We start from the raw sequence: 21630 nt of genomic DNA, 5'->3' as shown, positions 1-21630 counted from the left end.
GGCGCGGCAGGATAGGCACGGCTCAGGTTTCAATCAGCAACCGGAGTTGCGCGCACTATGCCGACCAACCTGCCCGCCCCGTTCGATCGCCTGCGCCTGCCTGTCATCGGCTCGCCGCTGTTCATCGTATCGGGACCCGAACTGGTGATTGCCCAGTGCAAGGCGGGTATTGTCGGCAGCTTCCCGGCGCTGAACGCGCGGCCATCGGGGGTGCTCGACGAATGGCTCCACCGGATCACCGAGGAACTGGCGGCGCACAATCGCGACAATCCGGACCGTCCCGCGGCACCCTACGCGGTCAACCAGATCGTCCACAAGTCGAACAACCGGCTCGACGAGGACATGGAGGTTTGCGCCAAGTGGCAGGTGCCGATGGTGATCACGTCGCTGGGTGCGCGCGAGGATGTGTTCGCCGCGGTGGCCGGTTGGGGTGGAATCACGCTGCACGACGTGATCAACGACCGCTTCGCTCGCAAGGCGATCGAGAAAGGCGCTACGGGGCTCATCCCGGTGGCCGCCGGCGCAGGCGGGCACGCAGGCACGCTGTCGCCGTTCGCGCTGATGCAAGAGATCCGCAGCTGGTTCGATGGCCTCGTCGCGTTGTCGGGCGCGATCTCACATGGCCGATCGGTGCTTGCCGCCCAGGCAATGGGAGCGGACTTCGCCTACATCGGCTCTCCCTGGATTGCCACGCACGAGGCGAATGCCGACCAGCGCTACAAGGAAGCCATCGTCGAGGCACGCGCCGACGGGATCGTCTATTCCAACCTTTTTACAGGAGTACACGGCAATTACCTGCGCTCCTCGATCGAGGCCGCAGGGATGGACCCGGACAACCTGCCGGTCAGCGATCCATCGGCGATGAACTTCGGCTCGGGCGGCAATACCGAAGCCAAGGCGTGGAAAGATATCTGGGGCTCGGGTCAAGGTGTCGGCATGGTGCAGGCGGTTGAAAGTGTCGCCGAGCGGGTGGACCGGCTCGAAGCCGAGTATCAACGCGCCAAGGTCGAGCTTTCGGCCAGGATGATCTGAGTACCGTCCCATAGCGCGTCGGCCATCGCGTCGAGTTCGGCAAAGTCGAACCCCCGTGCCCACGGGATCGTGGCGGTTGAGAAGCAGTGGCCGGCCGGGAGGGTCTAGGAGGCGCCGGCGCAAGGTTTGCTGCAGCAATCCCAGCCGGAACAATGCCTCCTCGCCCGCCTCGCGCGACGATCGGAGTGAACGCGTGGACCATGCGGCCTCGATCTGGCCGACGCGGGCCATGACCATCGCGTTGTAATCCCGATGAGGGCCGCGATGTAAGGGCAGACCAAGCCGCCGAGCCGCCTCGCTCCGTGCCGGCAGCAGCATGCCGTTTCGGCGAAAATCGTCGAACCCCAGCCTCAGCGGATCGAGCAGGGAGAACATCTTCGTGAAACAGCCCCGGGTCCGCAGTTGGCACGGCAGCAGGTGATGCCGCTGCAGTCCGGGATCGTAACTCGCACTGTTGCGGCGGTTTACTGCACGAAAGGGAAGTCTGGCGCGGGCGCCGACTGGCCCGCTCACTGACGATTGCTTCGAACGAGACTGCAGCTTTCTCTCACCTGCGGCGCACACCGATTACGCGGTCCCTTTCCACAGGCTCGAGCGTCAGCCTCTCTCCGGCTGGTCCAAGGATGGCTTCGGCGCTCTCCAGCCTTCCTCGGCCCACAAGTTGGTTGACCAATCGAATTCCGAGCCGCGTGGCAGCCGCCTTATCCTTCGCAAGGGCGGGCTCGATCCGCAGTTCCTGTCCGGTGAAGAAAGCAAGACCTTCGCTGCGTAAGCTTCCGTCGGCATCGGCAGCAAAGGCGGTGAGCCCCAACGCGGGAAAGGCGCCCCCAGCAGTCCAGGCGGTCATGATCGAAACGAAGAAGTCGACCCCGATAACTGTTCGGGCAGCAGGCCACGAAATCGCCTGCAGGCGGGGCAAGTGGGCAACGATCATCGCCGCAACGCTCATCATCGTGCGAACGACCGGAACCGTGCGGGCGCCCGATGCAAGGTGCGGTCCCGGATAGATGCAAAGCGCCTCGGAACCCTCGATAGTAGTGTCGGGAGGCAGGCCGAACCGGTAGATGGGAACAGGAACTTCGAATGACCGCCCCGGTGATGCCCCGACAAGATCGTAGGTCATCCCGTTGCTCAGAAGCTCCAACCCCTCGAACTCGTCCGCAACCTTGCCGCCCAGCACGCCGGTCAGAGAGAGCCGCCTGCTGCCGCGGACGACTTCCCGGAGCAAGGCTACGCCCGGCCGCTCCCCGGCGGGGAACAGCAGCAGAAGAGCTCCATCTTCCGCAACGGTCGGCGCGTTATCCCTACCCGGAATCGAAACAACCCTTTTCGACTAAACCCCCAGCCAATTTTTGTGCAGTAATACAGGCGCTTCGTCGAGTCTCGTACAAGGAGATCGCTCCGATTCGGGGCAGTCCGCCTAAAAGACGCCTAACATCAGGCCTTCGGCCAAGGCACAACCCAGAACCCGACAGGCTTGCAGGTCCGGGTCCGGGATCGACTTCGGTGCAAGAATTGCCTCGGGAGTCTGGGCTGAGAGATTCACGATGATTCCGTCGGCCACCCTGCGCAGCCGCCAGCCGGTGGCGATCCGGTCGATCTGCCGCTCGGCGCCTTTGCCGTCCGATCCGGCCGCAATCATCGTAGCGTAGCCGCGTCCCTCCAACCGCCCCAGTACCGGATAATAGCAGCGGTCAAACATCTCCTTCATAAGGCCGCTCATGCTGGCCAGGTTTTCGGGGCAGGCGAACAGGTACCCGCTGGCGGACAACAGATCTTCGGGCTGCGTCTCGTACGCAGGTAGAATTCGCGCACGTCCCTCCGCAGCCTCGAATGCCGCGCGGGCCATGGCCTCCGCCGCGCCGGTGCGGCTGTGCCAGACGATCAACAAATGGCGCTCCACAGGTAACCATCGCCCCTGGGTGCCGGTTGTCAACCACGAGCGGGTTTGCCGCCCGCGCCGGGGTCGGATAGGTGAGCGGAATGCCTACTCGCTCCCTTAACCACGTCTTTGGCGTCGACCGATCTTTATCCGGAAAAGCCTGGCACTGGCGCGGCGGCAACATGGACGTGAGCGCGCAATGGGGCGCGGGGCTGCTCGACGACATCGTGACCCAACTCCTTCTCTCCCGGGGAGTGGAGCGCGATGACCTCGATCGTCACCGCAACCCGACGATGCGAGCCTTCCTGCCCGACCCTTCCCACTTTCGCGACATGGACGCGGCAGCCGAAAGGCTGGCGCAAGCGGTGATGGGCGGCGAGACCATCACCGTGTACGGCGACTATGACGTCGATGGAGCGACGAGCGCGGCGTTGCTGATCCGGCTCCTGCGGATGGTGGGGCACGGCGCCCGCTACTACATCCCCGACAGACTGCTCGAGGGTTACGGACCGAGTGGCGAGGCACTGGTGCGACTGGCGGAAGAAGGCTCCAGCCTGATCGTCACGGTCGATTGCGGAGCGATGGCGCATGATGCGCTGGCGCAGGCGCACGCGGCCGGCGTGGACGTAATCGTCGTGGACCATCACAAGTGCGCGCACGAATTGCCACTCGCGGCTGCACTGGTGAATCCCAATCGGCTGGACGAAGGCGAGATAGGCGCCGCGCATGGCCACCTCGCGGCGGTCGGTGTGGCATTCGTCCTTGGGGTCGCGCTGGTTCGCACGCTGCGCTCGTACGGCCATTTCAAGGATCGCGCCGAGCCGGATTTGATGAGCCTGCTCGACCTCGTCGCGCTCGGAACCGTCGCAGACGTGGCCCAAATCCGCGGACTCAACCGCGCCTTCGTCGCACAGGGCCTGAAAGTCATGGCCCGGCGCGGTAATATCGGGATGGCAGCGCTGATCGACGCAAGCAGGTTGAAGCGCGCACCAGTCTGCAGCGACCTGGGCTTCGCGCTCGGCCCGCGCATCAATGCTGGCGGCCGAGTAGGCGAATCGACCCTTGGCGTGAGGCTGCTGACGACGGACGATCCTGACGAAGCCTCCGCCATCGCCCAGCAGCTTTCGGCCCTCAACGAAGAGCGTCGCGCCATCGAGGCCGAAGTGCAGGCGGCGGCGGAGGCTTTGCTGGACGGGCAGCACAATCGCGCAGTGCACGTGCTGGCCGGACACGGCTGGCATCCGGGCGTGATCGGCATCGTCGCCGGCCGGATCAAGGAAAAGACCGGCAAGCCCGCGGTTGTCATCGCGCTTGATGAAGGGACGGGCAAGGGCTCCGGACGCTCGATCGCGGGCATCGATCTCGGCGCTGCGATCATAGCAGCGCGCGAAGAAGGTCTGTTGGTCGCAGGCGGCGGTCACGCGATGGCGGCGGGCCTGACGATCGAAGCGGACAAGCTCGGCGCCTTGGCCGACTGGCTTGACGCCCGCCTTGGCGCGCAGGTGGCACGGGCAATGGAGAGCGGCACGATGCCAATGGATCTGGCGCTCGCCCCGGGTGGGCTGACGCCTGAGCTGGTGGAAGCACTTGAGCGCGCGGGGCCGTTTGGAATGGGCTGGCCCGGCCCCCGGATCGCGGTTGGGCCCGTGCGGCTGGTGCGGGCGGAGGTAGTGGGTACGGACCACGTCCGGCTTGTTGCCAGCGGTTCCGATGGAAGGACCTTCAAGGCGATCGCCTTTCGCGCTGCCGAAAGCCCTCTGGGTCAGGCACTGGTGCACGGATCGAGCGGGCGAAGACTGTGGTTGGCGGGCCGCGCCAAGATCGACGACTGGGGAGACCGTCCGCAGGCGGAGCTTCATGTCGATGATGCCGCCTGGGCCGACTAGCACCCGAACAGGGGGCCCGGCCTCTGCGATATCCGGTTGTTGTGCCCCGCCGGTCGATTGACGTCGAGACAGGCTTGACCGGGCACCCCCTCCACCCTAATGCGCCCGCCACGCTTCCGGGCGTGGCCCCTTCGTCTAGCGGTTAGGACGCGGCCCTTTCACGGCTGAAACACGGGTTCGATTCCCGTAGGGGTCACCATCGGAAAGCAGCGCCGTCCAGCAGGATGGCCCCTTCGTCTAGCGGTTAGGACGCGGCCCTCTCACGGCTGAAACACGGGTTCGATTCCCGTAGGGGTCACCAACCTCCCTCCGGTAGGAGGGGATTTCTTCGAGCGATCAGAACAGCCGCGTGAGCAGGTAAAACGCCGCTCCGACCAGGCCGCTTGCCGGAATGGTGATGAACCACGCCGTGACCACCCGCGTCGCAACGGTCCAGCGTACGGCGCTAGTACGTCGCGCCGCGCCGGTGCCGACAACGCTTCCCGTGATCGCATGAGTCGTCGACACAGGAATGCCCATCGCGCTGGCGCCGAACACCACGATGGAACCCGCCGTGGAGGCGCAAAACCCGGAATGGTGGTTGAGCTTGGTGAGTCCGGTGCCCATCGTGCGGATGATGCGCCAGCCCCCTGAAAGCGTGCCGAGCGAAATCGCCGCATAGCAGCTCAGCACGACCCATTCGGGAACGTGGAACTCACCTCCAAGATGCCCTGTCGAATAGAGCAGGACGGCAATGATGCCCATCGTCTTCTGAGCATCGTTGCCGCCATGGCTGATCGAGTAGGCAGCCGAAGAGAACAGGTGCAGCACCTTGAACGTGTTGCTCGCCTTTCGCGGAGTGGAACGCTGGAACAGCACGCTCGTCAGAAGCATCAAAGCCATCGCGATGACGAAGCCGAGCATCGGTGACAGGAAAATGGCCACAAGCGTCTTGATGGTACCTTCGGCCTGTATTGCCCCAAAGCCGCTCGCTGCGATCCCGGCGCCCAGCAACCCACCGATCAGCGCATGGCTCGACGAAGAAGGGATTCCCTTGATCCAGGTGACCACGTTCCAGAACATTGCACCGATCAGCGCGCCGAACACGACTGCCGGAGTAACGATTTCCTTGTCGACAATTCCCTTCCCCACCGTCTCGGCTACGTGCAGCCCGACAATCCAGTAAGCGAGGAAGTTGCCCGCCGCGGCGAAGAGCACGGCCATCAGCGGCGAGAGGAGCTGGGTCGAAACCACCGTCGCGATCGAGTTGGCCGCATCGTGCAGCCCGTTCAGGAAATCGAACGCCAGCGCCAGAGCTATCAGCGCGACGAGCAGCGGCAAGGCGAGTTCGTGCATGTCCGGCGCCCCTTCAGGCGTAATCGATGACGATGCCGTCGATCTGGTTGGCGACGTCCTCGAACGCGTCGGCGATCTTCTCCAGGTGCTTGAAGATCTCCCGGTTGACGATGAAGGGCACCGTCTGGCCGCTGCTCATGGCGGCGGCGAAGTTGGCCTTGAGCCCGCGGGTATGAATGATATCGACCTCGCCTTCTGCTGTGACGATCTCGCCGGTCAGCTCGTGCAGTCGCTTCCCGTTCCGCGGCACGTCGCGCAGCAGCGGCAGCGCCTCGTCGATCTTGTGAAGAGCCCGGCAGATGTGGGCCGCCATCTCGCGCATATCCGGCGCGAAATCGTCGAAATCGTAAGTCTCGATGGCCGAGGCGCAGGACTGGATCTCGTCCGTCACGTCGTCCATCGCCGCGATCAGCCCGGTGATCGCACCGCGATCGAATGGGGTAAGGAACGTCTGGCGGACTTCCGTCAGCACCTCGCGGATGATGTCGTCCGCATCGTGCTCACGGTCACGAATCGTAGCGACGAGGCCCATGCGGTCCCCCTCTCCGCGAACGAGCTGCGCCAGCGCCTCGCCGGCAGCGACGGTAGCCCTGGAGTGTCGTTCGAACAGAACGAAGAAGTCGGCGGAACTCGGAACCAGGCGGCGAAACCAGTCGAACACCAGCGATACTCCGTTTGTTCTTGTTGTGCGCCTGCGCGCGGTGCGCCCGTTGCCCCATCGCGGCGCCGCACGCAAGCAGCGCAAGGATCCGGCGCCTATTGGCGCTGGCCGGCGGACGGGACGGAAGTCCAATAGCTCTGGTCGAGCTACAGGCGCGCCGGGCCGCCTCAGCGCGCTTGGGTGTTCTGCAATGGTACGAGCCTAGTGGAAATCCCGCGACGGGGGCAACGGCATGAGCTTTGGCACGATGCGGACATCGCGCGGGTGGCCTCCAGTAAAGCCGCACTCGCGGTTGTTGGGCCCCGGAGGCTGCCAAGGTTCGACCGGCCGGTGCGGGTCATCCTTGCCATCGCGCAAGTTACCGGTCGGACCGAACCCGGGGGGCAGCGGGTTGTTGCAGTGGTCGGCGCGCGCGATCGGGGTCTTGATGAGCTCGTCCGACAGACGGTGAAGCTCGTGTGTCGCATCGGTCATGTGGTGGGCGATCACGTGGATCACCTCATCGTCGTATTCGACACGGCCGCGCACCTCCATCAGGCGGGATCCCATAACCACCTTGCGCTGCTTGTCCTTGAGGTCCGGCCAGACCACCAGGTTGATCACCCCGGTCTCGTCTTCCAGCGTGATGAAGCACACGCCCTTGGCGCTGCCCGGCCGCTGGCGGATCAGCACTACGCCGGCAACCTGGACCATCGAGCGGAACTTGCGCGATCGCAGATCTGCCGCGCGCACGAAGCCCCGCTCGACCAGGCTGGCGCGCAGGAACGCCATCGGATGCGCTTTCAGGCTGAGGCGGGTGGTCTGGTAATCGGCGACGACTTCTTCCGACAGCGGCATGCGCGGGAGGGCGGTGGGCCGGACTTCGGCGCCCTCATCCCGTGATTGCGCAAAGGCGAACAGCGGCAAGTCAGGTCCGCCGACGAGACTGCGTGCGTCCCACAGGGCCTGGCGGCGCGGCAGATGGAGCGACTGGAACGCATCGGCACTGGCGAGGCGCTCGATATGGGCGGGGCTTAATCCCGCCCGGTCACGCAGGCTCGCGACATCGGCAAAAGGTCCAAGCTCCGCCCGGGCGGCGATCAGCCGGGCGGCCACGTGTTCGGGCAAGCCGTCGATCTGTCGCAGACCGAGCCGGAGCGCAATGTGCCGGTCGAGACGGCCGTTGTCCTCTGCCGAGGCGCTTCCCGCGCCAAGTCCCTCCAGCGTGCAGTCCCACTCGCTGTCGTTGACGTCCACCGGCAGCACGCGAACCCCGTGTTCGGCCGCATCACGCACGATCTGCGCGGGGGCGTAGAAGCCCATCGGTTGCGAGTTGAGCAATGCGCAGGCGAACGCGGCGGGGAAGTGGCATTTGAGCCAGCTCGAGACATAAACGAGGTGCGCGAAGCTCGCCGCGTGACTTTCGGGAAAGCCGTATTCGCCGAAGCCGCGAATCTGGTTGAAGCAGCGCTGGGCAAATTCGCGGTCATAACCGCGGTGGACCATCCGCTCGACCATCATGTCCTGCAACTCGTCCACCATCCCGCGGCTGCGGAAGGTCGCCATCGCCTTGCGCAGGCGGTTGGCCTCGGCGGACGAGAACTTCGCCGCGTCGAGGGCGATCTTCATCGCCTGTTCCTGAAAGATCGGCACGCCCAGCGTGCGTTCGAGGATGCTCGACAGCTCGTCAGGCGGCCCGTGCGCGGGACCGGGCGCGGGGATCACCACCTGCTCGGCACCTCGGCGCCGCTTGAGATAGGGGTGGACCATGTCCCCCTGAATCGGACCCGGGCGCACGATCGCGACCTGGATGACCAGATCGTAGAACTCGCGTGGCCGCAAACGGGGCAGCATGTTCATCTGCGCGCGGCTTTCGACCTGGAACACGCCGAGCGAATCCCCCTTGCGCAGCATCGCGTACGTTTCGGGATCCTCGCGCGGAACGGTGGCGAGCGTCAGGCGGCGGCCATGCGTTTCTTCAAGCAGATCGAGACACTTCCTGATGCAAGTCAGCATGCCCAGCGCGAGCACGTCGACCTTGAGGATGCCGAGCGCCTCGATGTCGTCCTTGTCCCATTCGATGAAGCTGCGATCGGGCATTGCGCCGTTACCGATCGGCACGGTTTCGGTCAGCGCTCGCTCGGTAAGGATGAAGCCGCCGACGTGCTGGGATAAATGCCGTGGCATACCAATCATTTGCTCGGTCAGCTTGAGAACGCGCCGCAGGTGCGGATCGCTCACGTCGAGGCCCGTTTCCTCAACATGGCGCTCGCCGATTTCCTTGCCCCACCCGCCCCACACGGTGCGCGCGAGCGCGCTGGTGACGTCTTCGGACAGTCCCATAGCCTTTCCGACCTCACGGATCGCCATGCGGGGGCGGTAGTGGATCACCGTGGCGCATAGGCCCGCGCGCTCGCGACCGTATTTCGCATAGATGTGCTGAATCACCTCCTCGCGCCGCTCGTGCTCGAAATCGACGTCGATGTCAGGCGGCTCCTTCCGTTCCTCGGAGATGAAGCGATCGAACAGGAGTTGGTGCTTGGCGGGATCCACGTTGGTGATGCCGAGGCAATAGCAGACCGCCGAGTTCGCCGCCGAACCGCGCCCCTGGCACAGAATGGGCGGCTGGACCTCGTGCCGGGCGTAATCGACGATGTCCTTGATGGTGAGGAAGTAGCGCGCGAGGTCGAGCTTGCCGATCAGAGCCAGCTCGCGTTCGATCGTACTGCGAACGCTGTCGGGCAAACCATTGGGATAGCGCCATTCCGCACCTTTCCACGTCTCGCTCGACAGGTACTCCTGTGGCGTCATGCCGTCGGGATAGATCTCTTCCGGATATTCGTACTTGAGTTCGTCCAAGGTGAAGGCGCAGGCATCGGCCACTTCGCGTGCCGCCACGATGGCGTGCGGCCAGCGGGCGAACAGGACCTGCATTTCGCGCGGCGATTTCAGGTGCCGCTCGGCATTGCCGAACAGCAGGTGCCCCGCCTGATCCACGGTGGTCTTGTGCCGGATCGCCACCATTACATCCTGCAACGGACGACGCTCGGGCGCGTGGTAATGCACGTCGTTGGTGGCGAGCAGCATCATCCCGTTCTCGCGCCCCATGGCGTCGAGCCGGTCGATCCGGGCGATATCGTCGCCGGTATGAAGATAGCTGGCGGCAAGATGGCGCAACGTTGGAAGGCCCGCAGCCAGGTGTCTGATAATGTGCTGGAACTCGCCGGTGACACTGTCTTGCGCCGCTCCGCCGGCGAGAGCCACCACGTTGCTGTTCCAGGCCGGAACGGTGAACGTCCGCGCCAGGTCATCGGGGGGTAGCAGGACAAGCTGCACCCCCTCCGCATGCGAGGCGAGCATGGCGAGATCGATCTCGCATACCCCCTTGCCCTGCCACTCCCCCTCCAGCGTGCGCATGCGCCCGGCGCTGATCAGCCTGCACAGACGACCGTAAGCGGCGCGGTCCACGGGATAGGCAAGGAACGCGAGACCTTCGACCGTTTCCAGCCTGCAGCCGATAACCGGCCGCATCTTCAGCGTTTTTGCCTCGGTATGCACGCGCACCACGCCCGCCATCGAGTTCACGTCTGCGATGCCGATCGCATCATAGCCGAGCGCATGGGCGGTAAGCACGAGATCCACCGCATCGGATGCACCGCGCAGAAAGCTGAAGTTGCTGACGAGGCCGAGCTCGACGAAAGGGCTGCGCGGCGGTGGGGCTATGCCATCGGGATCGAGCTCGATCCGCCGGCGCGGCATGAGGAGATCGTTTTCCGGCACGCGATCACCCAGCGAGTTCCTCGAGCCGTTCCTTCACCGCGGCCAGATCGGCATCGAACAGGCGTGCCTGTTCCTCGCGCGCCGGACCATCGAGACGCAGCAGGTAGGACGGGTGGGCGGTCACCCACAATTCGCTGCCATCTTCGAGCGGCATCGGGGCACCGCGGGCTTTTGAAATGCTCACTGTCTTGCCGAGCATTCCGCGCGCCGCGCTGGCGCCCATCGCAAGGACCAGCTTCGGCTGCACGATCGCCAGCTCGCCTTCCATCCACCAGCGGCAGATATCGATCTCCTTGGCAGTCGGCGACTGATGCAATCGCCGCTTGCCACGCTGTACGAACTTGAAATGCTTGACCGCATTGGTGACGTAAGCGCTGCGCCGATCGATCCCGGCACGTTCAAGGTGGCGATCGAGCAATTGTCCGGCCGGGCCGACGAACGGACGACCGCTCTCGTCCTCCTGGTCGCCTGGTTGTTCGCCCACGATCATCAGCGCGGCATCGCGCGGTCCTTCGCCCATCACCGCATTGTTATCGAGCAGACCGATAGGGCACATCCGGCAGGCGTGGATCGCCTTGTCGATGGCGGCGAGCGTTTCGGGCCGTTCACCCATGTCCAGCGTGCCGGCGGCGACCATCTGCGACTCCCGCGCCTGCGCCCCGGCAACCAGCTCGGGAATGAGCGCCGCCTCGGGCATGTTCTTCCAATACTTGCGGGGCATCTCCTTGAGCATGGCCCCGATCTTCAAACGCGCGGGATTGAAGATGGACGCATAATATTTGCGCCACAGGTCTTCGGCGGCATCCCCCGCCGGCGCGTCGGACCGATCGGCAGGAGGTCCTTCCTCCAGAACCTGGCCGTCCCAGTGAAGCGATCCTCTCGGCGTAAGGATCGACCATTTCATGTTGGCGAACCGCCGCGTGAAAAAACCCGCATTGGCGCGCAGGATGTGATGTTCGGGTTCGAACCACGCGACGTAATGCTCTTCGCCGTGAGCCTCTCCCTCAACCAGCCGGAAGCGCACGAAGGCGCGCATCTTGTGAATGTCGCGCCGCACCGTGCGGGCGAGTTCGTCGAGCCGCCGCACATCGGGATCCGCCCCATCCTCCAGGAGTCGCGGATTCGTCTGCAGCCGCCACAGGAGACGATAGAGCAGTGCGAAGCGTTCGGGTTCCGAATGGCAAATCGCCGATTTCGCCAGCTGGACGAACGCCTTGCTCGCGCGCACCGGTGGGGCATCAGCAGGGGGCACCGGCAGGCGGCGATCGCCATGCGAAAAAAGATCACCTGAGCTACCGGGTTCGACCCATGCGATCCGGTCGGGCGGGACTTCGCACTGGACGAGCGCACGCGCCCGCTCGCGCCAGAAATCGAAGTCGTCGGATTCGGGCAAAGTGACGTTGAAAGTATGCGCCAGGCGCATGTCGCGGAATGGCGCGCTCATGCCGCAAACAGCTCGAGCTGCTCCTGCCTGGGAGCAAGCAGCGCGCGCAGGTCCGCCCGGTCCGTCAGCAGAACGGGCCGCCAGTCGGCAGCGACGATGAAAGGCCGCACCTTGGCGATCGACACCGTCAGCTTGGCGACATCGTCGAGGCGCATCGTCCGGTGGCGACGGCTGGCAAGGATCCGCTGCACCGCCCGCACCCCCAGCCCCGGGACGCGCAGTAACGCTTCCTTCGGAGCGCGGTTGACATCGACCGGAAATCGCTCGCGAAACTTGAGCGCCCAGGCCAGCTTGGGATCGATGTCGAGCGGCAGGTTTCCATCCGCCTCGGTCGCCTGCATCACCTCGGCCGGCTTGTAACCGTAAAACCGCATCAGCCAGTCAGACTGGTAAAGCCGGTGCTCGCGGATCAGCGGCGGGCGCTTCAAAGGCAGCACCGCGCTCGCATCGGGGATTGGCGAGAATGCGCTGTAATAGACCCGGCGAAGCCCGAAGCTGTCGTAGAGCCGGCTGGCCTTGCCCACAATGTCGGCATCGCTCGCCGCATCGGCGCCGACGATCATCTGGGTCGATTGCCCGGCCGGTGCAAAGCGCGGTGCGTGCTGGAAGCGCTTCTTCGCATCCTTCGCCTCGACGATATCACTCTTCACCTTGCCCATCGCGCCTTCGATCTGGCGCGCGCTCTTGTCTGGCGCGAGGCGGACGAGCCCGGCATCGGTGGGCAGCTCGACGTTGATGGAAACCCGGTCGGCATAAAGCCCCGCCTGGTGGACCAGTTCCGGGTCGGCCTCGGGAATGGTCTTCAGGTGAATGTAGCCGCGGAAATCGTGCTCCTCGCGCAGCATCCGCGCGACTTCGACGAGTTGCTCCATCGTGTGATTGGAGGACTTCACGATGCCAGAGGAAAGAAACAGCCCTTCGATGTAATTGCGCCGGTAGAAACTCAGGGTCAGGTCCACCACTTCCTGCGGCGTGAACCGCGCCCGACGCACGTTCGAGCTCTTGCGGTTGATGCAATAATGGCAATCGAACACGCAGTGATTGGTCAGCAGGATCTTGAGCAGCGAGATACACCGGCCATCGGGCGCGTAGGCATGGCAGATGCCCATCCCCTCGGTCGAGCCGATGCCCTTGCCTCCACTCGAATTGCGTTTCGTGGTGCCCGAAGAGGCGCAGGAAGCATCGTACTTCGCCGCGTCGGCGAGAATTCCGAGCTTTTCGATCATCGTTTGCGGGCCCATTCGTTCTACATATGTTCCTTCAACAGATTCGCCAAGAGGCAACCGCAGCACGGGTCGGGCATTTGGCCGCATATGGGATCGACCCGCATCGGCACCGCAGGATGGAGCATCGGGCGCGAGGCTGCGGACCGCTTCCCCCCGGTGGGCAGCAGCCTGGAACGCTACTCGGCCGTGTTTGACGCGGTAGAAATCAACAGTTCCTTCCACCGCCCGCATCGTGTTTCGACCTGGGAGCGGTGGCGCGACAGCGTGCCGGCGGGCTTCCACTTCTCGGTCAAAGTGCCCAAGCGGATCACCCACGAGCTCAAGCTGGCGGACCATGAGGAAGCGTTGGCCACCTTTCTTGCCGAGGTGGGGGCTCTGGGCGAAAAACTGGCGGTGCTGCTCGTTCAGTTGCCCCCGAAACTGGCGCTCGATCCACAGGTCGCGCGCGCATTCTTCACCGATCTGGCAGTGCGCAGTCATGCGGCGATCGCGTGCGAGCCGCGCCATCAGAGCTGGTTTACCGACGAGGCAGATGCCCTGCTGGCAGGTCTGCGCGTCGCGCGCGTCGCAGCCGATCCCGCACGCCATCCGGGCGCGGGGGAACCCGGCGGCTGGAGCGGCCTCGCCTACTGGCGGCTGCACGGATCGCCGGTGATGTACCGTTCGAGCTACCACGATCGCATCGCGGCATATGCGTCCACCATTGACGAAGCAGCAAGGACCGGGAGCGCGGCGTGGTGCATCTTCGACAATACGGCTTCGTCTGCCGCGATGGGCGATGCGCTGGAGCTTAAGGATGCGTCAGGCGCATAGCCCCTGCAGGAACCAGTCGGGCGGGCCGCCGCGTCCATCGCCGATCAGGCCGAGACGATAGATCCAGTAACGGCGCCCCCCCTCGTCCTCGATCCGGTAATAGTCGCGCAGGCGGGCGTTGCCTTTCTCGCGCCACCATTCGGGCGCGATCCGTTCGGGGCCTTCGACCCGGGCAACCTCGTGAACCCGGCCGCGCCAGCGAAAAGCGCGCGGGTAGCCATCGGGAGTGGAATAGAGCACCGCGATCTTCTCTGCCCGGTCGAGCAGCTTGAGAGGACGGGCATGGAACGCCAGTTCGCCCTGCGCGGCCGGCTCGGGTTCCAGCGGCGGCTGCCAACGCTGCGCACGTTCGGGGATATGGCTGGCATAGGCCACCGGCCGGCGCACCGCATTGGCCCCCAAGCGGACAGTCAGGCGGTCGATACAGGCGGCTAGACTGGTGCCATGCTCCTCCGCCGCCGCCTCGATATCGGCCTGAGCCAGCGCGAGCGGTTCCGCCCAGCTGGCGCGCAGGCGGACGGTCTCGATTCCGAAGCCTGCATCGACGTCATCGAGCCGGGCGGCGAACAGGCGGACGATATGGGCCGCCTCGCGCGTGGCGGCAGCCAGCTCCAGGCGACGGATCACCACTTCGCCATCGATCCGCCACATGCCCAGTTCCAGCCGACGGGCGCCCTGCCCCAGCCCTTCCAGCGTGCGAGCCATGTCGGCGGCGAGATCGGCGACAACGGTATCGAGCAGGGCGCGATGCCGGATGGGTTCCATCAGCCGGCGCTGGACCAGAGGCATTGTGGTCGGCACCACCGGCAGGAGCGGCTCGGGCACTTTGCCAAGCAATTGGTCGAGCCGGACAAGCGGATTGGCGCCGGGCGACTTGCGGTTGCGAAAACGGCGATGCAGCGCATCGCGCCCCGTGCTTTCGCCAAACCGATCGGTCATGTCTCCAATACGCTTGAGGCCAAGCCGTCGCAGCACCGCGAGCACGTCGCCGTCGAGCCGCAACGCCGCCACCGGCAGGTCGGCAAGGCGTGCGGCAGTGTCATCCGAAGGGGCAAGAATCGTGCCCGGCAGTCCGTAATGCGACAGCGCCCATGCCGCCCCCGCAGTCGGCGCGATGGCGACATGGGCAGCCAGTCCGCGCGAGGCGAAGCGGGCTTGCACATCAGCAACCAACCTCGCTTCCCCACCGAACAGGTGAGCGACTGCGGTGATATCGACCAGCAGCCCATCGGGCGCGTCCATCGCCGACCACGGACCCCAGCGAAGCGCCCACAGCGCCAGCTTCTCGAGGAAATCGTGATTGCCTGCCGGATCGCTTGGGCTCACCCCGATTTGCGGACACAGCGCACGCGCGTCCGCCAGCATCATGCCGGGGCGCGCACCGGCCGCGAGACCGGCATCGTTGGCGGCATCGATGCGCGGTCCGTGCGCGGTGTCGGTGATCAGCGCCAGCGGCTCGGCATCGGCGCCCTCCCCCGGCGCACAGCCTTCAGCCAGCCGCCAGCGATCGATCGCCAGCCGCGAAAGCCAGGCCGAGAGGATACGGCGCGGCGGATTCGCTGTCGGCGGTATCATCGGTGGTGACTTTGGCGGCGGCGAGACGGTCCTGCTCATCGCTCAAGGTCCATGTACCGGGGGGATGCTGACGGGCGCGGAACAGTTCGGCCTGCCAGTGGGGAGCGCCGGGAGCCTGCGCGTTCCAGCGGGGCGGCGGGGACGGCGCGGCGCGCACTTTCCACCGCATCCGCGCCGACGACAGGTCATGGGTGGCATCGAGACGCACCAGCCACAGGGGAACGCCGTGCTTTTCCGATGTCAGTGTAAGCCGGCGCGAAGCAGTGAAATCGAGCGCCCGGGGATTGCCCGCGACTTCGCCGATCACTGCGGCGACATCCCGGCAGCGCAACCCTTCCTCGAGCGCAAACAGCGCGTCCTCGGGCTTTTCGCAGACCACGTGCACCAGCCGGTGACGGAAAGCTGCCGGTAGTCCCGGTTGGTAGGGGCGCCCACCTAACCGGAGAGCGGCCTTGTCCTGCACCCACAACAGCGCGCGGCGGTCTTCCGCTTCGGCAGCAGGTCCGGCTTCGGCATGACGCAAGGCATCGATTGCAAAAGCCAGCGCGGCAGCCGCCCCCGATGCCTCACCACCCGGAGCGAACACCTCGTTGTGATAAGGGGCGGCGATCCCCGGCCGCCATCGCTTCGCACGTGAGGAAACCGCCGCAAGACCGGATCCGGAGAGAAGCGGTTGGGCAGGCTCGGCAAGCAGGGACATGGCGCGGAAACGACTCATCTGTTCCGGTTATGTTCCATCGTCGGCCGATTCGCAACGACCGGAACAACCTTTCCCTCGCTCCGTTCGCATTTCGAAAGGAGATCACGATGAAATACGACCAAGGCAATGCCGAGGAACTGAAGCAGAAATTCTGGAAAGCGTTCGCCGATTCGCCGTTCGTTTTCGTGTCCTTGCAAAGCACCGCCAACGATGCGGTGGTGATGACCGCCCAACTCGACAAGGATGCCAACAGCGCGATCTGGTTCTTCACCTCGAAGGACAATCACCTGGCCGAGATGGGCCCGGCGACGTGCACTTTCGCGAGCAAGGACCACGACATGTTCGCGCGCTTCGAAGGCAACCTGACCGAAGAAACCAGCCGCGAACGGCTGGACAAGCAGTGGTCCAATTTCGTTGAAGCCTATTTCCCGGGAGGGAAGGACGATCCCAACCTGCTGATGCTCCGCATGGACCTCGGCAATGCCGAACTATGGGCAGCGGACCAGGGAATTCTCACCACAGCCAAGATGGCAATGGGCATGGACGTCCGCGGCGAGGTTGCCGACAGCCACGCCGAAGCCGCACTCTGATCCCATCCGACAAGAAAAGGGCCGCTCCTCAATTCCGAGGGGCGGCCCTTTCGCTGTCTGAAGCCTGTTACTCCGCAGGCGGGTGGATTGGCACCTGCAGTTCCTCGCCCGCCACATCGTCGACCACTTCGACGATCCCGCGGCCCAGGTGGCTCTGCCTCCGGCTGTAGCCGAAATAGACGAGCAGGCCGAGCACTCCCCAGCCGGGCAGGAACAGCATCGCCGCGCTCGGCAGGTTGAAGAACAGCAGCACGCAGCCGATGATCGTCAACGGAGCAATGATCCACACGCCAGGCACCTTGAAGTGACGCCTGCGCGACGGATCCTTCACCCGCAGCACCATGACCGCGATTGCCACCATCATGAACGCGTAGAGCGTGCCGGCGTTAGAGATGTCGGCCAGCTGACCGACCGGGAAAAACGCCGCGGCGACTGCCACCGCGAGACCGGTGATGATGGTCACCACGTGCGGCGTCTGGAACTTCGGATGCACCCTGCTCAGCCGCTCGGGCAGAAGACCGTCACGGCTCATCACGAAGAAGATGCGCGTCTGGCCGAAGATCAGCACCAGGATCACCGAAGGCAGCGCCAGGAAGGCTGCAAGGCCGATCGCGTTGCCGAAGCCGGTGAAGCCGAGCATCTTGAGGACGTGCGCGAGCGGCTCGTTCGAGCAGACGAGCGCGTCCGCGTACTGCGGCATCGCGCACTGGCGCGCGAGCTCGGGCGAGCCCGCCTCGAGTGGAAGCCCCATCGCGTCCATGATCGGTTGGCCACCGATCGCGCCGATCGCGCCGGCTGCCACCAGGATGTAGAACACGGTGCAGAACAGCAGCGAGCCGACGAGGCCGATGGGCACGTTACGCTGCGGGTTCTTGGTTTCCTCCGCCGCGGTCGAAACCGCGTCGAAGCCGACATAGGCAAAGAACATCGTTGCCGCCGCGCCGACCGCGCCCACACCGGTGCCCCAGCCGCCGAAAATGCCGGCAGGCAGGAAGGGGTTGAACTTTTCAGCGTCGAATTGAGAGCTGGTCAGCGTGAGCGCCACGAAGGCCGTCAGCGCGACGACCTTGATCGCCACCAGCACTGCATTGACCTTGGCGCTTTCACTGGTGCCGATCACGAGCAGGAACGTCACGAGCAGAGCGATCACAAGTGCAGGCAGGTTGATCAATCCACCCTCGACCCCGCCGAACGCCAGCGGGCCGGCGCTTAGCCAGGTTGGCAAGTCTATCCCGAGCCCTCCGAGCACAGTGCCGGAGAAGTATCCCGACCATCCGACGGAGACCGCACTCGCGGCGATCGCGTATTCCATGATCAACGCCCAGCCGACCGTCCAGGCGAAGAACTCGCCGATGGTCGCGTAGCTGTAGGTGTAGGCGCTTCCCGCTACCGGGATCATGGCGGCGATTTCGGCGTAGCAGAGCGCAGCGACGATGCAGACAGCGCCGGCGATGGCGAACGCGATCATCAGCCCCGGCCCGGCCTTTTGCGCGCCGACCGCGGTCAGCACGAAGATGCCGGTGCCGATGACGCAGCCGATCCCCATCAGGGTCAGCTGGAACCAGCCGAGTGTACGCTTAAGTGACTTCCTTTCCGCCGTCGCCAGGATGGCGTCGAGCGGCTTTACGCGATCGAGTAGCATGGACCCGAATTCCCCTCTTGTGGGCGGCCGAAATGCGGCCTGCCTCTCTCTATGGCGCGCGAAGCTAGCGCCCGCTCCTTTCATGGCAAGAGCAATCTCAAGGGCTTTCCCCGTCTTCGTGGCGCGGCTAGAGCCAAATGCCATGTCCACCACCTTCCAGCTCGACACTGCGACCAGCCGCGCCCACCCCACCCCGCAGCCGATGCGGCGGCTCACGGTTCCGGCGATCAGGGGGCGCAAGGCGGACGGCGCGACGCGCGATCCGCTGGTGATGCTGACCGCCTACACCGCCCGGCAGGCGCAGTTGCTGGACGAGCACTGCGATATCCTGCTGGTGGGGGATTCGCTCGGCCAGGTGATCTACGGGCTGCCTTCCACGCTGCAGGTCACGCTCGACATGATGATCGCTCACGGCGCCGCGGTGGTGCGCGGCAGCTATCACAGCCTCGTCGTGGTCGACATGCCGTTCGGGACTTATGAAGGCGGTCCTGCCAAGGCGTTCGAGAGCGCCAGCCGGATCATGGCGGAGACCGGCTGCGCGGCGGTCAAGCTCGAAGGCGGAGAGGCGATGGCCGAGACGATCGCCTTTCTCTCCCAACGCGGCATTCCGGTGATGGCGCATGTCGGCCTTACCCCTCAAGCGGTCAATTCGCTCGGCGGCTACGGCGCGCGCGGACGCAGCCAGCAAGAGCACGACAAGATCATTGCCGACGGCAAGGCCGTGCAGGATGCCGGTGCTTTCGCAGTCGTGGCTGAAGGCGTGATCGAACCGATCGCCGTCGCCTTGACGGGATCGCTGGAAATTCCCGTCATCGGCATTGGTGCGTCGGCGCGGTGCGACGGCCAGGTTCTGGTGACCGAAGACATGCTCGGAATGTTCGAGCGCGTCCCGCGCTTCGTCAAGCGCTACGAGGATCTTGCTGGCGTCATTTCGAAGGCAGCCGGCACTTATGCTGCCGAAGTGCGCGCCCGGGAATTCCCCACGGCCGACCAGACCTACCAGCCCAAATAGCGCGCCCGCGCCCAGACACACTTTCCCGGACTGGACCTTTCATGGATACGCTCAAGCGATTTTACGGCCTATCGCTGATCTTTACGGTCATCTGCCTCGGCCTGGGCCTGTGGTACGGCCTATCGAGCACGGGCAGCGTGACCGGAACGGCCAAGCTGCTGTGGATCATCGTGGTTCTCTCGATCCTCGAGATCTCGCTCAGCTTCGACAACGCGGTCGTCAACGCCTCGGTCCTGAAGGACATGGACCGCGCCTGGCAGAAGCGCTTCCTGACCTGGGGCATCCTGTTCGCGGTGTTCGGCATGCGCATCGTCTTCCCGCTGGCGATCGTCGCCATTGCAGCCGGCATCGGGCCGCTCGAGACGGTGAACCTGTCGCTCCGCAACCCCGCCGAGTACGAACGCCTGGTTTCCAGCGCGCACGTTGGAATCGCCGGCTTCGGCGGCGCATTTCTGGCCATGGTCGGGCTGAAGTTCTTTTTCGACGGCGAGAAGGAGGTGCACTGGATCGAATCGATCGAGAAGTTCCTCGGCCGTTTCGCGGCCCTGCCGGCAGCCGAGATCGGCCTGTTGCTGCTTGCGCTGTGGGGCATTTCGCTGATGCTGCCGAGCGACGAAGCACTGACGTTTCTCGTCTCCGGGCTCCTCGGCCTCGTCACCTTCATCGCCGTGGAAGGTGTGAGCACTCTGCTCGAACTGTCGGAGGAAAAGAAACGCATGGCCGGGGCGGCGGTGCGGAGCGGCCTGGGCGGATTCCTGTACCTGAACATCCTCGATGCCAGTTTCAGTTTCGATGGCGTGATCGGCGCCTTTGCGCTGTCGAACAACATGATCGTCATTGCACTCGGCCTGTCGATCGGGGCGATGTTCGTCCGATCGATGACCATCCACTTGGTCGAAAAGGGAACCCTCGCCCAATACCGCTATCTTGAGCACGGTGCATTCTGGGCGATCATCGTGCTGGGCGCGATCATGCTGCTGTCGGCGCGCTATCACATCTCCGAGACCATCACGGGCCTTATCGGTGCGATCCTGATCGGCCTGTCGCTATGGTGGTCTGTCCGCTTCAACCGGCGCCATCCGGAAGTGGCGGCGCAGGAGAGCGGGCAAGCCGGCTAGCGATCGGAGCCGATGCCACCAGCTGGAGCAGGTGGTAAATCAGCAGCGGCAGAAGCACCAGTCCGGCCACTTTGGGGGGGAAAAGGACCGCGGCGAGAGGTGCGCCCATCGCAACGCTTTTGTGGGCTCCGGCGAACAGGAACGCGATCCGATCCGCCCGCTCCAGTCCGATAACGCCGCCGAGCAGCCAGGCCCCGGCGAAGCCAACCACGAGGAACGCTATTACCCCGCCGAGGATCAGCGCCCATTCCCCGGCGCTGACCATGGTCCAGAGCCCTTGTTCGACCGCTCCGGAAAAAGCGACATAGACGGCGATCGCAATCGACAGGCGGTCCATCCAGGTAACCAGCGCGCGGTGATCGCCGATCCACGGCGCCAATGGCACCTGCAACGCCTGTCCAATGGCGAACGGCAGGATCAGGATGAGGACGACCTTGGTCAGCCCAGCCGCACCCATGTCAGCCGCCCCGCCTCCGCCCAGCGCCGCGAACAGCGGAGCGCTGACGAACACCCCCATGACGTTGAGCAAGGCGGCCGCAACGACCGAGTTGGCGACGTTACCCCCGCCGAGCGATGAATAGGCGGTCGCCGACTGGACGGTCGAAGGGAGCGCGCCAAGGTAGAGAAAGCCCAGCGCGACCATCGGCGGCAGGGCTGGCGCAAACGCCAGTGCAAAGCCCTTACCTGCCAGCGCCATCGCCGCGAAGCACCATATGGCCAGCGGAACGAGGAAGCGCCAGTGGCCGATGCCCCGCCTTACCGCGCTGCGCGAAAGGCGAAGGCCGTTGAGCAGGAACAGCAGGAAAACCGCCCCGTTCGAAACGTTCTGCGCGATTTCCCGTGTCTCTCCGGTGGCCGGCAGGACGCTGGCAAGCAGGGTCGCCAGCAACAGCAGCCGGACCAGGGGATCGATGTTGGAAAACAGCCGCAGCACGATTGGGCCAGTGGCGCGGCA

Annotated in this window: 17 protein-coding genes, 2 tRNA genes and 1 pseudogene; 8 read left to right on the top strand and 12 right to left on the bottom strand. The window is 64.9% G+C overall.

What is annotated here, in order from left to right; translation table 11 throughout:
* The first annotated feature begins 57 nt into the window (after positions 1–57).
* A complete protein-coding gene (locus IEW58_RS04930) occupies positions 58–1032 on the top strand; it encodes an NAD(P)H-dependent flavin oxidoreductase (protein ID WP_188644097.1) in 975 nt (324 codons plus the stop codon).
* 228 nt (positions 1033–1260) lie between these two features.
* On the opposite strand, the pseudogene IEW58_RS13800 reads toward IEW58_RS04930, so the two are convergent.
* From IEW58_RS13800 to IEW58_RS04915, 3 genes and pseudogenes are all read right to left on the bottom strand, one after another.
* A pseudogene (locus IEW58_RS13800) lies at positions 1261–1545 on the bottom strand (AHH domain-containing protein); the annotation flags it as partial.
* 34 nt (positions 1546–1579) lie between these two features.
* The gene (locus IEW58_RS04920; RefSeq protein WP_188644096.1) at positions 1580–2260 is read right to left on the bottom strand and encodes a hypothetical protein; all 681 of its coding nucleotides are present in this window, start codon (positions 2258–2260) and stop codon (positions 1580–1582) included.
* A gap of 192 nt (positions 2261–2452) precedes the next feature.
* Positions 2453–2881 carry a flavodoxin family protein gene (locus IEW58_RS04915; RefSeq protein WP_188645675.1) on the bottom strand — a complete coding sequence of 143 codons (429 nt, stop codon included), beginning with the start codon at positions 2879–2881 and terminating at the stop codon, positions 2453–2455.
* 134 nt (positions 2882–3015) lie between these two features.
* Here IEW58_RS04915 and recJ point away from each other — a divergent pair, with 134 nt between their 5' ends.
* The 3 genes from recJ (at position 3016) to IEW58_RS04900 (ending at position 5101) form a co-directional block, all read left to right on the top strand.
* Complete coding sequence (recJ, locus tag IEW58_RS04910; RefSeq protein ID WP_188644095.1) at positions 3016–4800, top strand: single-stranded-DNA-specific exonuclease RecJ; 1785 nt, start codon at positions 3016–3018, stop codon at positions 4798–4800.
* Positions 4801–4924: 124 nt separating this feature from the next.
* Positions 4925–4999: transfer RNA gene (locus IEW58_RS04905), tRNA-Glu, on the top strand.
* 27 nt (positions 5000–5026) lie between these two features.
* Positions 5027–5101, top strand: a tRNA-Glu gene (locus tag IEW58_RS04900).
* Positions 5102–5136: 35 nt separating this feature from the next.
* On the opposite strand, the gene IEW58_RS04895 is transcribed toward IEW58_RS04900, so the two are convergent.
* The 5 genes from IEW58_RS04895 to IEW58_RS04875 all read right to left on the bottom strand — a co-directional run bounded on the left by IEW58_RS04895 (position 5137) and on the right by IEW58_RS04875 (position 13225).
* On the bottom strand, positions 5137–6135 hold the full coding sequence (locus tag IEW58_RS04895) for an inorganic phosphate transporter (protein WP_188644094.1): 999 nt from the start codon (positions 6133–6135) through the stop codon (positions 5137–5139).
* A gap of 13 nt (positions 6136–6148) precedes the next feature.
* Positions 6149–6796, bottom strand: coding sequence for a DUF47 domain-containing protein (locus IEW58_RS04890; RefSeq protein WP_188644093.1), 648 nt, complete (start codon positions 6794–6796; stop codon positions 6149–6151).
* Positions 6797–6997: 201 nt separating this feature from the next.
* Positions 6998–10555, bottom strand: a complete 3558-nt coding sequence (locus IEW58_RS04885) for an error-prone DNA polymerase (RefSeq protein WP_373284712.1) — start codon at positions 10553–10555, stop codon at positions 6998–7000.
* A gap of 4 nt (positions 10556–10559) precedes the next feature.
* Positions 10560–11999 (bottom strand): UdgX family uracil-DNA binding protein, encoded by a 1440-nt coding sequence (locus tag IEW58_RS04880; RefSeq protein ID WP_188644092.1) that lies wholly within the window; start codon positions 11997–11999, stop codon positions 10560–10562.
* Positions 11996–13225, bottom strand: a complete 1230-nt coding sequence (locus IEW58_RS04875) for a putative DNA modification/repair radical SAM protein (protein ID WP_373284711.1) — start codon at positions 13223–13225, stop codon at positions 11996–11998. The genes IEW58_RS04880 and IEW58_RS04875 overlap by 4 nt, the downstream gene beginning before the upstream one ends.
* 87 nt (positions 13226–13312) lie before the next feature.
* On the opposite strand from IEW58_RS04875, the gene IEW58_RS04870 reads away from it, so the two are divergent.
* Positions 13313–14038, top strand: a complete 726-nt coding sequence (locus IEW58_RS04870) for a DUF72 domain-containing protein (RefSeq protein WP_188644090.1) — start codon at positions 13313–13315, stop codon at positions 14036–14038.
* On the opposite strand, the gene IEW58_RS04865 is transcribed toward IEW58_RS04870, so the two are convergent.
* Both IEW58_RS04865 and IEW58_RS04860 read right to left on the bottom strand, forming a co-directional pair.
* A complete protein-coding gene (locus IEW58_RS04865; protein WP_188644089.1) occupies positions 14027–15613 on the bottom strand; it encodes a DUF6504 family protein in 1587 nt (528 codons plus the stop codon). The two genes, IEW58_RS04870 and IEW58_RS04865, sit on opposite strands and share 12 nt — an antisense overlap.
* Positions 15528–16331 (bottom strand): recA-like protein, encoded by an 804-nt coding sequence (locus IEW58_RS04860; RefSeq protein WP_188644088.1) that lies wholly within the window; start codon positions 16329–16331, stop codon positions 15528–15530. Before IEW58_RS04860 ends, IEW58_RS04865 begins: the two co-directional genes overlap by 86 nt.
* 89 nt (positions 16332–16420) lie before the next feature.
* Here IEW58_RS04860 and IEW58_RS04855 point away from each other — a divergent pair, with 89 nt between their 5' ends.
* Positions 16421–16903, top strand: a complete 483-nt coding sequence (locus tag IEW58_RS04855) for a pyridoxamine 5'-phosphate oxidase family protein (protein WP_188644087.1) — start codon at positions 16421–16423, stop codon at positions 16901–16903.
* Positions 16904–16970: 67 nt separating this feature from the next.
* Here IEW58_RS04855 and IEW58_RS04850 read toward each other — a convergent pair whose 3' ends face one another.
* Positions 16971–18545 (bottom strand): amino acid permease, encoded by a 1575-nt coding sequence (locus tag IEW58_RS04850; RefSeq protein WP_188644086.1) that lies wholly within the window; start codon positions 18543–18545, stop codon positions 16971–16973.
* 142 nt (positions 18546–18687) lie between these two features.
* Between IEW58_RS04850 and panB the strand changes: the two genes are divergently transcribed.
* Positions 18688–19557, top strand: a complete 870-nt coding sequence (gene panB / locus IEW58_RS04845; protein WP_188644085.1) for a 3-methyl-2-oxobutanoate hydroxymethyltransferase — start codon at positions 18688–18690, stop codon at positions 19555–19557.
* Between the two features lie 41 nt (positions 19558–19598).
* Entirely contained in the window at positions 19599–20675 is a 1077-nt protein-coding gene (locus IEW58_RS04840; RefSeq protein WP_188644084.1) for a DUF475 domain-containing protein, read from the top strand.
* Here the strand turns inward: IEW58_RS04840 and IEW58_RS04835 are convergent.
* The gene (locus IEW58_RS04835; RefSeq protein WP_188644083.1) at positions 20623–21609 is read right to left on the bottom strand and encodes a bile acid:sodium symporter; all 987 of its coding nucleotides are present in this window, start codon (positions 21607–21609) and stop codon (positions 20623–20625) included. The genes IEW58_RS04840 and IEW58_RS04835 overlap by 53 nt on opposite strands.
* Positions 21610–21630 lie beyond the last annotated feature (21 nt).

The organism is Tsuneonella deserti (assembly GCF_014644315.1).
Taxonomy (GTDB): Bacteria; Pseudomonadota; Alphaproteobacteria; order Sphingomonadales; family Sphingomonadaceae; genus Tsuneonella; species Tsuneonella deserti.
Note: the sequence above shows the minus strand (reverse complement) of the source record. Positions and strands in the feature narration are given on the sequence as shown.